This is a genomic window from Bacteroides sp. 41_26 (assembly GCF_949740115.1).
GTDB classification, from domain to species: domain Bacteria; phylum Bacteroidota; class Bacteroidia; order Bacteroidales; family Bacteroidaceae; genus Bacteroides; species Bacteroides nordii.
The window spans coordinates 13,065-28,021 of sequence record NZ_CATJGZ010000058.1 but is presented as its reverse complement, the minus strand read 5'-3'; the positions used below and the strand labels follow the sequence as shown (position 1 = coordinate 28,021).

At 39.8% G+C, this 14,957-nt stretch carries 11 protein-coding genes; all 11 read left to right on the top strand.

Annotated features, from left to right (window positions below):
• Window positions 1-10: 10 nt before the first annotated feature.
• The 11 genes from QX565_RS05625 (at window position 11) to QX565_RS05575 (ending at window position 14,954) form a co-directional block, all read left to right on the top strand.
• Window positions 11-2,248, top strand: a complete 2,238-nt coding sequence (locus QX565_RS05625; RefSeq protein WP_221650017.1) for a GumC family protein — start codon at window positions 11-13, stop codon at window positions 2,246-2,248.
• Window positions 2,238-3,587, top strand: a complete 1,350-nt coding sequence (locus QX565_RS05620) for an O-antigen ligase family protein (RefSeq protein WP_221650018.1) — start codon at window positions 2,238-2,240, stop codon at window positions 3,585-3,587. Before QX565_RS05625 ends, QX565_RS05620 begins: the two co-directional genes overlap by 11 nt.
• On the top strand, window positions 3,580-4,479 hold the full coding sequence (locus QX565_RS05615; RefSeq protein WP_221650019.1) for a glycosyltransferase family 2 protein: 900 nt from the start codon (window positions 3,580-3,582) through the stop codon (window positions 4,477-4,479). Before QX565_RS05620 ends, QX565_RS05615 begins: the two co-directional genes overlap by 8 nt.
• A gap of 3 nt (window positions 4,480-4,482) precedes the next feature.
• Window positions 4,483-5,673, top strand: coding sequence for a glycosyltransferase family 2 protein (locus QX565_RS05610; RefSeq protein WP_289291785.1), 1,191 nt, complete (start codon window positions 4,483-4,485; stop codon window positions 5,671-5,673).
• A 1,370-nt stretch (window positions 5,674-7,043) separates the two neighbouring features.
• Window positions 7,044-8,132 (top strand): glycosyltransferase family protein, encoded by a 1,089-nt coding sequence (locus tag QX565_RS05605; RefSeq protein ID WP_221650021.1) that lies wholly within the window; start codon window positions 7,044-7,046, stop codon window positions 8,130-8,132.
• Between the two features lie 176 nt (window positions 8,133-8,308).
• Window positions 8,309-9,787 carry a lipopolysaccharide biosynthesis protein gene (locus QX565_RS05600; RefSeq protein WP_221650022.1) on the top strand — a complete coding sequence of 493 codons (1,479 nt, stop codon included), beginning with the start codon at window positions 8,309-8,311 and terminating at the stop codon, window positions 9,785-9,787.
• Between the two features lie 11 nt (window positions 9,788-9,798).
• Window positions 9,799-10,908 carry a glycosyltransferase family 4 protein gene (locus QX565_RS05595; protein WP_289291782.1) on the top strand — a complete coding sequence of 370 codons (1,110 nt, stop codon included), beginning with the start codon at window positions 9,799-9,801 and terminating at the stop codon, window positions 10,906-10,908.
• Window positions 10,905-12,059 (top strand): glycosyltransferase family 4 protein, encoded by a 1,155-nt coding sequence (locus QX565_RS05590; RefSeq protein WP_221650024.1) that lies wholly within the window; start codon window positions 10,905-10,907, stop codon window positions 12,057-12,059. Before QX565_RS05595 ends, QX565_RS05590 begins: the two co-directional genes overlap by 4 nt.
• Window positions 12,056-12,964: an SP_1767 family glycosyltransferase gene (locus QX565_RS05585; RefSeq protein WP_221650025.1), complete on the top strand. Its 909-nt coding sequence runs from the start codon at window positions 12,056-12,058 to the stop codon at window positions 12,962-12,964. The genes QX565_RS05590 and QX565_RS05585 overlap by 4 nt, the downstream gene beginning before the upstream one ends.
• A complete protein-coding gene (locus tag QX565_RS05580) occupies window positions 12,961-14,109 on the top strand; it encodes a glycosyltransferase family 4 protein (RefSeq protein WP_289291779.1) in 1,149 nt (382 codons plus the stop codon). Before QX565_RS05585 ends, QX565_RS05580 begins: the two co-directional genes overlap by 4 nt.
• Window positions 14,106-14,954, top strand: coding sequence for a glycosyltransferase family 2 protein (locus QX565_RS05575; protein WP_221650027.1), 849 nt, complete (start codon window positions 14,106-14,108; stop codon window positions 14,952-14,954). Before QX565_RS05580 ends, QX565_RS05575 begins: the two co-directional genes overlap by 4 nt.
• Window positions 14,955-14,957: the final 3 nt, after the last annotated feature.

Sequence of the window (14,957 nt, the reverse complement as noted above, 5' to 3'; positions counted from 1 at the left end):
ACAATTTCTTATGGATTATATACTTTATCTATTCCGATCTTTGTATCGTAAATTAGTATGGATCATTTTGGGTGCACTACTTATTACAGTTTTTGTTTACCTTAAAACAGCGAATATGCGAGGTTCCTATAATGTTGAAACAACTCTCTATACTGGTGTTGTATCCGGTTATGGTATCGAAGCCAACAATGTAGGAGTCAATTGGGCCATTGCTCAAAATGCCATCGATAATCTTATTAACATAATACAATCAGAGAGCACCCAAAAGCGTGTTTCCATGCGATTATTTGCCCGTGTACTTGTAAAAGGGAATCCTGATAAAGATCAAAACTCCATAACAGCTGCCAGCTACAAATACACATACGACCATATGAAGAACAGTCCTCACGGCAAAGAGTTAATTACTCTTATCGACAAAAGCAGCGAGGAAAAAACAATGGAGAATTTTATGAAATATGAGAAAGCTGATGTGAACAATTATATTTACGGACTCTTTTATTATCAGCATCCTTATTACAGCCGTAGTGCATTAAAAAAAATACAGGTAACTCGATTGGGGAATAGTGACTTATTAAAAATAAACTATTCATCAGGTGATCCGGGTATCTCTTATAACACTATAGAGATACTAATGAAAGAATTTGTCAATGAATATCGCATACTCCGTTATGGAGAAACAGACAAAGTAATCGAATACTTCAGAGCTGAATTGAACCGCATTGGTGACGAACTGACCAGACACGAAGATGATCTCACCAAATATAATGTAGATAATCGAATCATTAACTACTACGATGAGACTAAAGAGATTGCCGCCATTAACAAAGAATTTGAATTAAGAGAGCAAACCGTATTATTTGCATACAACAGTTCTAAAGCTATGCTCGAAGAACTGGAACGTCAAATGGATAATAACACAAGACAAGCCATTACCAATCTGAACTTAGTTGATAAACTTAGAGAAGCCTCAAGTCTTACCGGAAAGATTACAGAAATGGAAACTGTTTCTGCTAATAAGTCCAAGGATGAGAAGATGTTGAAAGATTATAAAGATCTTTTAAATAAAACCCGCCAGGAATTGTCGAAGATCTCCGATCAGTATGTGGGAGATAAATATACAAAGACAGGAATTGCTCGTACCAATATTGTTGAACAGTGGCTTGATCAGACCTTAGCATATGAAAAGGCTAGGGCAGAACTTGATATTGTGAAGAAAAGCCGGATAGACCTAAATGAGAAATACCAGTTTTATGCTCCTGTAGGTACTACAATCAAACGTAAAGAGCGTGTTATTAACTTCTCTGAACAAAGTTATTTAACCAATCTTGCCAGTTATAATGAAGCTCTGATGCGTAAGAAGAATCTTGAGATGACTTCAGCGGCTCTCAAAGTATTGAACCCACCTGCATATCCTATTAGTGCAGAGGCCACTAATCGCCGTAAAATCGTATATATGGCTTTTCTGGGTACTTTCTTATTTCTAACAAGCTTTTTTATACTGATAGAACTGATAGACCGTACATTACGTGACTCTCGACGTACACGCAAATTAACTGGTTGTCCTGTTTTGGGAGACTTTCCTAGTAGGAAAAAGACTTCCCCATATAGTGTTACCTATGATAATAGTGCTACCCGTTATCTGAGTAGTGCCATACTTCGATTCTTCACACAACGAAAAGAAGGATCTCCTTTTATACTCAACATGCTTAGCATGGAGGACGGATGTGGTAAAAGCTACGTATCCGAATCCATTGAAGCATACTGGAAAAAACTTGGACTCAATGTACGTAAATTGACAGATGGTGTCGATTTTCAGTCCAATTCCTCTGAATTCCAGTTGGCTAATGGTATCCATGAATTATATACACCTGGCAATGAAGATATTTTGATTGTAGAATATCCAGCGATGAGTAACAGCAATGTCCCTACTCCATTACTTCGTGAAGCCCAACTAAACCTAATGATTGTCTCGGCTAACTACGGATGGAAAGCTACGGATAAAATAATGCTCCAAAAACTTGAAGCTCAATTAGGAGCAAAACCCTATCTCTGCCTGAATCGTGCTCCAAGATACGATGTAGAAAACTATACTGGAATGCTTCCTCCATATACACCATTACGCAAAGTAATGTATCTCCTGTCACAATTAGCTTTGACCGAAAATGCAATTCATTGGAAGGACGTCTGGAAAAGAAAAAAGAACTCTCGTACAAGCGTTGCTGAAGTAGAAGAAGACGATGACGATTAATAGTAAAGAAAAGAAGATATACGAAGACAACCAATCGGCAGTCAGTTTTTATATATTGTTCGCCTTCCAGTTTCTATTGGTAGCCGGAGGTATGTTTGTCAACATCAAGACAGGAATATCAACCTCCCTGTTGGTATTATTAATGACTCCTTTTATATTGTCGCGCTGTTCTTCTCTGAATTTTGATTTATCAAGAATTCGCAATGGCATGACAGGACTTTTTGTCTTCCTTTGTGTGTTTTATCTTCTTGAGATCGGAAACCCCAATAATGTGCAGGAAGCCTGGAACATCAGTATAACTCATTATGCAATTTATCCTATTGCTATGGCCATACTGGTGCCAGTTGCAATTCGTGATCGCAAAGGCATAGAATGGCTTTTATTTATTTGGTCAGTATTTATACTGATAGCTTCCATGAAGGGGTACTGGCAAAAGAATCATGGATTCAACCAGCAAGAGCTCTATTTTCTTTATACAATGGGAGGTTATCGTACACATCTTATCTGGTCAGGAATACGTTATTTTTCATTCTTCTCAGATGCGGCCAATTACGGAGTACACTCTGCTATGGGACTTACAGTATTTGCCATATCAGCCTTACTGGTTCGTTCTAAATGGATGAAAATATATTTTGCCGTTATAGCCATTGCTGCTGCCTATAGTGTAGGAATTTCGGGTACCCGCTCCGCGATGGCTATTCCTCTCGTTGGATTAACAATGTATGCATTCATTTCTAAGAGCGTAAAAAGTATTACCATTAGTCTCATCACACTTGGAGCTGTGTTTTGTTTCTTCTATTTTACAAACATTGGTGACAGTAACCAATATATCCGTAAAATGCGAAGCGCTTTTCATCCTACAGAAGATGCTTCTTATTTAGTGCGTGTAGAAAATAGAAAGAAGATGAAAGAACTTATGGCAGATCGTCCTTTTGGCTACGGTGTAGGCTTATCCAAAGGAGCACGCTTTGAACCAAAAGAATTAATGCCTTATCCACCCGATTCCTGGTTGGTATCTGTATGGGTAGAAACCGGGATCGTAGGTTTAGTACTTTATCTTGTTGTACATGGTGCACTCTTTGCATGTTGTGCATGGATATTGTTATTTAAAATAAAGAATAAACACTTGCGAGGATTACTCGCTGCGTGGCTTTGTATGAATGCGGGTTTCTTCGCAGCTGCCTATGCCAATGATGTGATGCAATATCCCAACTCCATTGTAGTTTACACAGGTTTTTCCCTTTGCTTCGCCGGCCCTTACATAGATAAAGTAATGTTAGAGGAAGATAGGCAGAAAAAAGAAAGAAAAAAGAACAATAGTTCTGATAAACATGAATAACACTCCTTTACTATCATTTATCACAATTTGCTATAATGGCATAGCAGACACGTGTGCACTTATTGATTCTATCCATAAGATTATCCACTCAGTATCCTATGAGATCATCGTTGTGGATAACGCTTCCCGGAAAGATGAAGCAACTATCATTAAAGCACACTACCCTACCGTCATCACCGTGCGTAGCCAGCAAAATCTGGGCTTCTCCGGAGGTAACAATCTAGGATTAGAAATAGCACAAGGCAGATACCTGTTCCTTATCAACAATGATACTTATTTTGAATCAGACGGAATACAAGCGCTTATCGACCGGCTAGAAAGCGATTCTCAAATCGGTGCTGTATCTCCCAAGATACGATTTGCCTTTCCGCCGCAGCACATCCAATTTGCCGGATATACACAACTGAGTAGTATCACAATGCGCAATGAACCTATTGGTATGGGACATCCGGATAATGGAAGCTTTGAGACTTCACACCCCAGTCCTTACTTGCATGGAGCTGCTATGCTTATCAAACGTGAAGTTATAGACCGCACGGGACTTATGCCCGAGATTTATTTTCTCTATTATGAAGAGTTGGACTGGTGCACTGCCATGACCCGTGCTGGATATACGTTATGGTACGAACCCCACTGTACCGTCTTTCATAAAGAGAGCCAAAGTACCGGGCAGCAGAGTCCCCTGCGTACATTCTATCTTACGCGTAACCGTCTGCTCTATGCTTGGCGTAATTTCACAGGAATGCGCTGCTTACTGTCTATACTCTACCAGATGACAGTAGCCGCTGGAAAAAACAGTCTCGTCTATCTTCTCAAACATCGTGTAGATCTGGCATCCGCTGTTTGGAAAGGCGTGTTTGCCTTTTTTTCTTTACCGAATAAAAAAAATTAACCTATGAATACTCTGATTACTCTTATCGACTGGATACTCTTCATTCCACTGGCACTGTGTGTTGGCTATCTTTTTTTCTTTGCCATTGCTTCGCGTTTCCAGTCACATCTTATTGACAAAAATTTCATACCACAGGAGCAACACCGTTTCCTTGTGCTCTTTCCCGCCTACAAAGAAGATCGAGTCATTGTAGATTCTGTCAGTAGTTTCCTGGAACAGGACTACCCTTCAGAATTCTACGATATCCTTGTTGTCTCAGACCATATGCAACCACAAACAAATGATGCTTTGCGTAGCCTTGGAGTAACAGTCCTGGAAGCCACTTATACGGATAGTTCAAAAGCCAAAGCAATGAAGCTCGCCATGCAAGAGATACCTGCCGGAGAGTACGATGCGATCGTTATTATGGATGCCGATAATACTACCGTCTCTTGCTTTCTCACCCGTATTAATCAAGTTTACGCACAAGGTTTCATCGCTTTACAGGCACACCGCACCAGTAAGAATCTCACTACTAATATCGCACTGCTCGATGCTGTGAGTGAAGAAATCAACAATGGATTTTTCCGCAGTGGACACAATGCCGTACGTCTCTCTGCTGCCCTGTCCGGTTCGGGAATGGTGATAGCCGAAGAAAAATTCCGCCGTTATGTATTGCAACTGAAAACAGCAGGTGAGGACAAAGAGCTGGAAGCATTGATACTGAAAGAGAACCACGGGCACATAGCTTACATACCTGATCTGCTTGTATACGATGAGAAAACACAACGGCAGGAAGCCATCAGCAATCAACGCCGCCGTTGGATAGCTGCTCAGTTTGGTGCTCTGCGTGCATCATTACCCGATTTACCGAAGGCGCTGATGCAAGGTAACTACGATTATTGTGATAAGATATTACAGTGGATGCTTCCGCCACGACTGGTACAATTGGCAGCTGTCTTTGGGTTTACATTACTGGCCACAATAGTTAGCCCTGCAACAAGTGTAAAGTGGTGGATACTTTCATTTGTACAAGTAATAGCAATGATTGTTCCTGTACCTGCAGAACTGATGACTATCAAACTTCTGAAAGCACTCATGAGAATACCGACATTAGCATTCATCACGATAGGTAATCTGTTCAAATTAAAAGAAGCAAATAAGAAGTTTATACATACGGAGCACGGGAAGGAAGAAGGAAGAAAGGAAAATTGAAAAAGCAGAAAAGATGTACCGACATAGCATAGTAACTGCCATCTCTCCTCCTCCACCACTTGTACCACAAAAGCATTTAATAAATGAATAGAAGCCTTTTCGGAATTGATAGAGAAACTGGAACAGACTTGAAACACCGGTCGAAACGCGATATACACCGAATAGGTACTGATAATTGTGGAAACGATAGGAAAACCGTGAAAGAGTTATATGAGTTATGGACTGTAATTTATTAGCTGCGCTATATACTGCATGGCACAAATCACAATTCATAACTCATAATTTATTTACCAAGCTGCTATTTGTCCAGTTACAGAGTAAATCATCTCCATTAGACTCAACCCAAGCCTTGAAGCCCATGCAGACGTTGTTGTTCCAATGTATAGTATCAGTCAAAATTCTCCCAACCCATCTCCGCTCTCAAGCCGAAACTATTCTTATACATTCCATTAAAACCAACTATTTGTAACACACACATTTTTAATAAAAGTTAATCAACGAAAGTCTCATTTCTTGACTCCACTTTCTGTTTTTACAACAATTGATAATTATTTCCATCTTCATATTCATGCAAATTGTCGTATCTTATGGATATTTAGTTTATTCCTCAGTAAGAAACACCCCGTTGCTCGTAGAGAAATGCTCCGTTTGTCGTAGAGAAACGAGTCAATTCTCTACGAGTAAATAATACGACACATAATATGTTGATTGTTAACGTATTAAAATATTATATTTTTTTTTAACAATCAAACAATCTCTTTATCTGTTTATCCAGCATTTACATATATCTGAAATCACAACACACCTTGGATCTCTTTGTGTATAATCCCTGTCATAAAGCTGTTACTTGTGAATCAGACTGTAAACAAGACGCAATAACTTACTGGCAATATTATCCATCACCACGAATTTACTTACGTAAATGGACTGCTACTTTGCGACGGATTTGTTCCTGTAGCTCGACTTCATTGGGGATATGAAGGCTACAACCTAATAGATGAACCTATCGTCGAGATTGGCATAAAGGACTTGTCGTGCTCGTTACTGCGATAGTTATGACACTGAAGACAGTATGTTTCCAACCGGGTACTAGTACGACCTCCTACTAAGGTGTTGAACTTGGGAAAAATTCCCATACTGTTGTACTTCCTGTACGGAGTATTGAATAAATTAATAGTTGATTTACTGACAAGTAGGCGGAGAATGGTGGATGATGGATAATTGGCAGCACAGTATATTGGCAAATTATTCAAAACCACCAGAAAGAAATTAATTCTACCAGCAAATCATTGATACTAATATTTTTTATGTATTTTTGTCCCTATTCTAAAATATAAATGTACCAAACGGACAAACATTATAAAAAAACAATGAAAGCATTGATAGTTTTCAGGGAAGATGACGCTGACAATCTCTTTGTCCACGTCCTTTGTCAGGCCATTTACAATTTAAAGATTGACATACATTGTTCTTGTCATGACTTCTGGGAGAAAGACGATATATATGATATTGTTCATTTTCAATGGCCGGAAGAAGTTGTGGGATGGAATTGTACAGATGAGTCTGTTATAGAACGCCTCAAACAGCGTATTGCATATTTCAAGATTGCAGGAACCCAATTTGTCTATACCCGCCATAACAGTTGTCCCCATTACAGTAATCCAGTCATTAAACAGGCATACGAAATAATAGAATCATGCAGTGATTTAATAGTACACATGGGTAAATACAGTTTGGAAGAATTCAAACAAAATTACCCCAGTAGCCGGAATGCTATCATACCACACCATATTTACGAAAACACATATAACGAAAGCATAACACGCGAAGAGGCACGTGCCCGGATAGGAATCCCTAAGAATAGGTTTGTTATTACCGCTTTTGGTAAGTTTCGCAATCATGAAGAAATCAAAATGGTGCTAAATAGCTATTTACGTTTCCGGAATAAAAACAAATTCTTACTGGCTCCACGAATGCTCCCATTCTCTAGGCGTCCCGGACAACGAAATATACTAAAACGGATCCTCTCTTTCATCGGATATTATCTCGTTCCTCTTTTTCTAAGATTAAGAGGTGTCAAAGCTGGAGCAAGTGAAGAGCTCATAGACAATGACGAACTCCCTTATTATATTGCAGCATCAGATGTAATATTTGTACAACGGAAAAAGATTTTAAACTCTGGTAATATCCCTTTAGCATTTTTGTTCAGGAAGGTCGTAATAGGTCCCAATGTAGGAAATGTAAGTGAATTGCTTCACGAGGTAAAAAATCCCATATTTATCCCTAATGATATCAACAGTATAACGAATGCTCTAGAACAGGCAAGACAACTTTGTGAACAAGATAAAGGTGAAGATAATTATCACTTTGCGAAACAGCAAATGGGTCTCAATACAGTTGCAGATGCTTATATAAACGCGTATCAGTCGATTTTGAACATCGATTCTAAATTTGTTTAAACTCTATTTGCTACGGATAAATAATGAATATAGCGCGCTGTGCCGATGCAGCTCCCTCGCCTAGAAAGGCACCCTTATCGGAGGCTGGAAGTGTATTGACACAGCGCAGCCAATTAATATATTTAACTCAATAGCATTTCGCTTTGAATATTTAACAGATTCATATAATACTTTTCATGGCAAGTAATCTCAAACAACAGCTTTTCTCCGGCGTATTCTACACTGCCCTCGCTAAATACAGCGGAATCATCATTTCCCTTGTGGTGGCCGGAGTGCTGGCACGGCTCCTCTCACCGGATGATTTTGGTATAGTTGCCATTGCTACAGTCATCATCGCCTTTTTCGGTATTTTCACCGATATGGGCATCTCCCCTGCCATTATACAAGATAAAACTCTGACCGAACATGAACTGTCAGACATCTTTTCATTCACCCTCTGGATGGGAATAGGGCTATCCGTACTCTTCTTTGCCGCCTCGTGGTCCATTGCTGCTTATTATGACAGTCCCATTCTGCGTATCCTATGCCAATTGCTCTGTCTCAACCTCTTTTTTGCCTCTGCCAACATAGTGCCCAATGCACTATTTTATAAAAATAAAGAGTTTAAGTTCATTGCCCTGCGTAGCTTCGGCATACAAGTGGCGAGTGGTGTAGCCGCAGTCATCGCTGCACTGAGTGGCGCCGGACTGTATGCATTAATTATCAGTCCAATTCTTTCCAGCATACTAATATTCGGTATATCAATTAAACGTTATCCTCAGCGCGCCTCGCTAACGTTGGGATTGAAAGCAATTCGCAAAATATTTTCCTACTCTGTCTATCAATTCCTGTTCAATGTCATCAACTACTTCAGCAGAAACCTGGACAAGCTATTAATAGGCAAATACATGAGTATGTCGCAGCTGGGCTATTATGAAAAGTCTTATCGGTTGATGATGCTTCCGCTTCAGAATATCACGCAAGTGATTACACCAGTAATGCATCCCGTTTTCAGTGATTATCAGAATGATCTGCAACGCCTTAGCTCTGCCTACGAACGTATCATGCGCTTGCTTGCTTTTATCGGGATACCACTCAGTGTATTGTTATTTTTCACTGCCAGAGAAGTTACCCTTATCATCTTCGGAGATCAATGGTTACCCTCTATACCCGTATTCCGTATTCTCACCCTTTCGGTGGGCATACAAATTATCCTTTCCTCTTCTGGAAGTATTTTTCAAGCAGCAGGAGATACGCGTAGCCTGTTTATCTGCGGATTGTTCTCGTCCGTACTCAACGTAAGTGGTATGCTGTTGGGCATTTTCTGGTTTGGCACACTCGAAGCAGTAGCATGGTGCATTGTCATTACATTTTGTATCAACTTCATCCAATGTTACTGGCAGATGTACCGCATCACGCTCAAACGGAGTATGTGGACGCTGTTGCGACAATTTGCATCACCTATTATTGTAAGCATGCTTATTACTGCCGCCTTGCTACCGCTGCACTACCTTACAGAGGGGGATAACATTTTTTTCACGCTACTATTGAAAAGTATTATAAGTTTCCTTATCTTTGGGCTGTACATACAGACCACACACGAATATGATCTGATAAGAAGAGCACGCGGACTGGTCGAGAAACTAAGAAAAAAAATAAACGATACAAACAAGTAACAAAGCAAACAATGAAAATATTGTTTCTTATCTTTCATGGATTTGATGAAGCTAATGGTATCAGCAAGAAAATCCGTTATCAGGTGAAAGCATTACGCGAATGCGGCGCCGATGTACGTGTATGCTGGCTTGACGATGCCAATGGGAAGAAATACCGGATGATAGACGATACTGTACTACAAGACTATGGCTCAGGAATAAAAGGTAAAATTCTGAAACGAACGGGATTGAACTGTATTGCACAGTACGTACGTAAAAATGACATCCACCAGATTTATATCCGTAGTGACCACAACACTACTCCTTTTCTTATCAACCTACTTCGGAAGCTGAAAAAAATAGGATGTGGGATAGTGATGGAAATTCCAACTTATCCATATGATCAGGAATACAAGGGATTATCTTCCGGATACCAACGTGTTATATTTATGGACAAGTGTTTGCGCCGTTTTATGTCAATGTACATTGACCAAATAATAACTTTTTCAAATCATAGAACCATTTTCGGTCGCCCTACCATTCGTATAGCAAATGGAATAGATTTTGATGCAGTACCTCTGAAAACAGACTTACAACCGGAAGATGGCAAACTACATCTTATAGCCGTAGCAACAATCCATCCGTGGCATGGATTTGACCGCGCTATTCGTGGAATAGTAACACAGACTGCTCTCCTGCAAAATGTCGTATTACACATCGTAGGACAGGGTATTCCTACTATTATGGACGAATATCATCAACTGGTAACAGAGAATCACCTCGAAGAATCGGTTATATTTCATGGTCCTCTTTTCGGAAAAGCGCTTGACGACGTATTCGATCAATGCCAGTTAGGCATTGGTAGCCTGGCACGTCACCGAAGCGGGATCACCCACCTTCGTTCACTAAAAAACCGGGAATATGCGGCACGAGGAATCCCATTTGTTTACTCCGAAATTGACGACGATTTTGAAGAGATGCCATATATAATGAAAATTCCTGCTGATGAGTCACCACTGAATATACAGAAAGTAGTAGATTTCTACCACTCAGTGGCATTAACTCCAAAAGAAATACGGACATCAATACTCGAAAAATTATCGTGGAAAACACAAATGAAATATGTGATCGAAAGCCTATGAACCGAAAAATAAAATTGGCCTATTGTATTCCTGGACTTTATGCTTCGGGAGGGATGGAACGCGTATTAACATTAAAAGCCAACTATCTGGCAGAAAAACTGGGATATGACGTAACAATCATTCTTACAGAAGAAAAAGGGCGGAAATTGTATTATGAACTCTCTCCACTGGTGAAGGTGATAAATCTGGATATCAACTTTGATCGTATTGGAGGTGGAAATCTGGCTATGCGTCTATACAATTATTTCAATCGTCAACAACGCTACAAAAAGCGATTGCGTAAAACTCTTTATGAACTACGTTCCGATATTACTATATCTACATTACGACGGGAGATAAACTTCATTACCTCTATCCGGGACGGAAGCCGAAAAATAGGAGAATTTCATTTTAGCAGAGACAATTACCGGAACTTTAATGATATAAAAGCACCCGCGAGTATCCGAAAAGTAGCTGCTCGCATGTGGATGAATCAACTATTGGGTATACTGGAAAAACTGGAAAAGTTTGTTGTATTAACCAATGAGGACCGGGACAAATGGGTAGAACTAAACAATGTAATATGTATACACAATCCTTCCACTTTCCGTACTACCTGTACATCGGACTGTGAAGCCAAAAGAATACTCGCTATCGGCAGATATACCTACCAAAAAGGGTTTGACTTATTACTCCCAGCTTGGAAGAAAGTAAGTGAAAAACATCCGGATTGGCAACTTGTAATATACGGTGATGGGGAGAGAACTGAATACCGGAAACAAGCTGATGCACTGGGACTAACCCATGAGAACTGCCGGCTTGAAGGTACTACCCCAAAAGTAGCAGAAGAGATGGTAGCAAGTTCGGTATTTGTACTCTCATCACGCTATGAAGGAATGCCCATGGTATTGGGAGAGGCAATGGCATGCGGTATCCCCCCTGTATCATTTACTTGTCCGTGTGGCCCGCGAGATATTATTACCGACAGAGAAGACGGACTGCTGGTAGAAAACGGAAACATAGACCAACTTGCAGCGAAACTGGACTTCATCATCACCAATGAAGATGTACGCAAACAAATGGGAAAAAAGGCAGTAATCAATATACATCGTTTTGACCTCGAAAATATTATGCAAAAGTGGGATGAATTATTTAAAAGTATATTATCATGAATATAAAGCCATTGATTGATAAGATACAGTATAAGATACGCTATGGAAGTACGGTAGAGTGGTATAACTTTTGGTATATCGTGTTGCGACATCGGCAGAAAGTAGTTCCCCGGGTAGCTTCCATTGACGAAACAATACAAACAGTGATAGACAAGCATTGTTCAGTAAGTCGCTACGGTGACGGAGAAATGCTGCTTACCTGTGCAGATAAGGAAATCGGATTTCAAAAAGGAGATCAGTTACTGGCGGCACGACTCAAAGAGGTGCTGGTGAGCCATGAAGAAGGACACCTGGTATGTATATCGGATGTATTTTCAGATTTTTACCGATACAACCGTAAAGCGCGCCGATTCTGGAGAACTCACTTTTTTCTGTATGGTGCATGGTGGGACAAATATCTACAACCGAATCGGTTGTATTATAATACTTTTGTAACAAGACCTTACATGGATTTTGCCTCGAAAGAAGCATGTGGACGCTGGTTTAAAGCCATGCGAGGTATTTGGACTGACCGTAACGTAGTTTTTATAGAAGGCGAAAAGAGTCGTTTGGGAGTAGGCAACGATCTCTTTAGCGGAGCACGTAGTATTCGTCGTATTCTTTGTCCGCCTCATGATGCATTCAGCCGGTATGATGATATTCTGAATGAAGCGCTCAAGCTGGAAAAAGAGGTACTCTATCTTATTGCTTTAGGACCTACAGCGACCGTATTGGCATACGATCTGTTTAAAAACGGACGCCAAGCAATGGATATAGGACATGTAGACATTGAATACGAATGGTGGCGGATGGGCGCACAAAGGAAAGTAAAATTAGAACGTAAATACGTAAATGAAGCACCAGATGGTAGCCAGGTAGCGGATGCCGGAGAAGAATATCAGAAACAAATCATTGCTAAAATATGAAATTAGTATATTATCTGCCTTCTTTAGAAGCACCGGGAGGCTTGGAACGTATTATTACATTCAAAGCTGGCTATTTCGCGGAACAGGGAAATGATGTAACGATTCTAACTTCGGAACTTGGAGATCGTAAACCATACTTTCCGTTATCACCGAAGGTAAAACACATTGACCTGGGAATAGCTTTTGACTATCCATATAATCAGTCACACTTCACAAAACTATTAAAATATCCATTTCGTTATCGTTGTTTCCAAAAAAGATTCACCAAAACTTTGCGGAAACTCAGTCCAGACATCACCATATCAACTTTGAGGCGGGAACTGAATTTTATCAATAAAATAAATGACGGTAGTATTAAAATCGGAGAATTCCACGTTACCCGCCATGCCTATGGAGCCGAAACACTTGCAAGTGGAAATCCTGTTTTGAAATGGTTAAAGGTGCAATGGAATAAGAAATTTGTACACAACCTATCGCAACTGAAACAAGTTATATTACTGACACATGAAGAAGCAGGATTCTGGCCTGAACTTTCCAATATAAGTGTTATTCCTAATCCTATTATTACACCACTGAATAAGAAATCAGACGGAAAAGAAAAAAGCGTAATAGCCGTAGGACGATATGCGCCACAGAAAGGATTTGATAGATTGATAGACAGTTGGGCCCTTGTGATACGCGAACATCCGGACTGGATGTTACGCATTTATGGCGACGGCATTTTGCGAACAGAATTGCAAACACAGATAGAACGTCTGGGACTAACAGAAAAATGCCAACTGGAACATACTGTGAACAACATTGCCGATAGATACAGCGAAAGTTCCATTTTTGTGCTCTCATCGCGATATGAAGGCTTTGGAATGGTTATAACAGAAGCAATGGGTTGCGGGGTTCCACCCGTATCATTTACATGTCCCTGCGGACCACGTGATATTATTAATGATGGAATAAATGGACTACTGGTAGAAGATGGTAACATTGAAGATATGGCAGAAAAAATAAGTTTTCTCATTGAAAATGTAGACAGACGCCTGCTAATGGGACAGCAGGCATATGAAGACGCTCAAAAATATAAGATGGAAAATATTGCAAAACAATGGGAAGAGTTATTCCAATCAATAACTAAAAAGGACGATGTATGAAATGGTATAATAAATACATACAAGTATATGAAAAACCAGTTTCTGAAATTCCGGCTCCTATTATAGAAGAAGTATGTCGGAAATTAGCAGAATTTCAAAGTAACGAACCATTGGCAAGCATAGTACTTATTGCCCACAATGAAGCAACTCATCTCCTGAGTTGCCTTTGGTCGCTTTGTGATAACCAGTTCAATTTCCCTATTGAAATAATAACCGTTAACAACAACTCAACAGATAATACAGAAGAGGTATTACAACAACTGGGAGCCCGCTATTATAATGAGTCACAAAAAGGCCCCGGATATGCACGACAGTGCGGACTGAATCACGCACGTGGAAAATTGCATCTCTGCATTGATGCCGATACACTTTACCCCCCTTATTATATAAAAACACATGTTGAGCAATTAATGAAACCGGGAATAATAGCTACATTTAGCTTATGGAGCTTTATGGCGGATAACAAACACTCACAAATCGGATTATGGTTCTATGAAAATCTACGAGATGTACATCTACATATTCAGGCTATCAAACGTCCAGAACTATGTGTAAGGGGAATGGCTTTTGGTTTTCATACGGAACCAGCCAGACTATTTGGTTTCAGAACAGATATTATTCGCGGAGAGGATGGATCACTGGCGTTAGCTATGAAATCACAAGGCAAGTTGGTATTCATTAGAAACCATAAAGCAAGGGTACTGACAAGTAATGGTACCATTAATGCAGATGGCTCACTTATGAACAGTTTCAAAATAAGGATGATCAAAGCATTAAAAGGTATAACAGGACTGTTCACTCCAAAAGATAATTACAAAGATGAAGATTCTAATTTGATAAAATAAAAG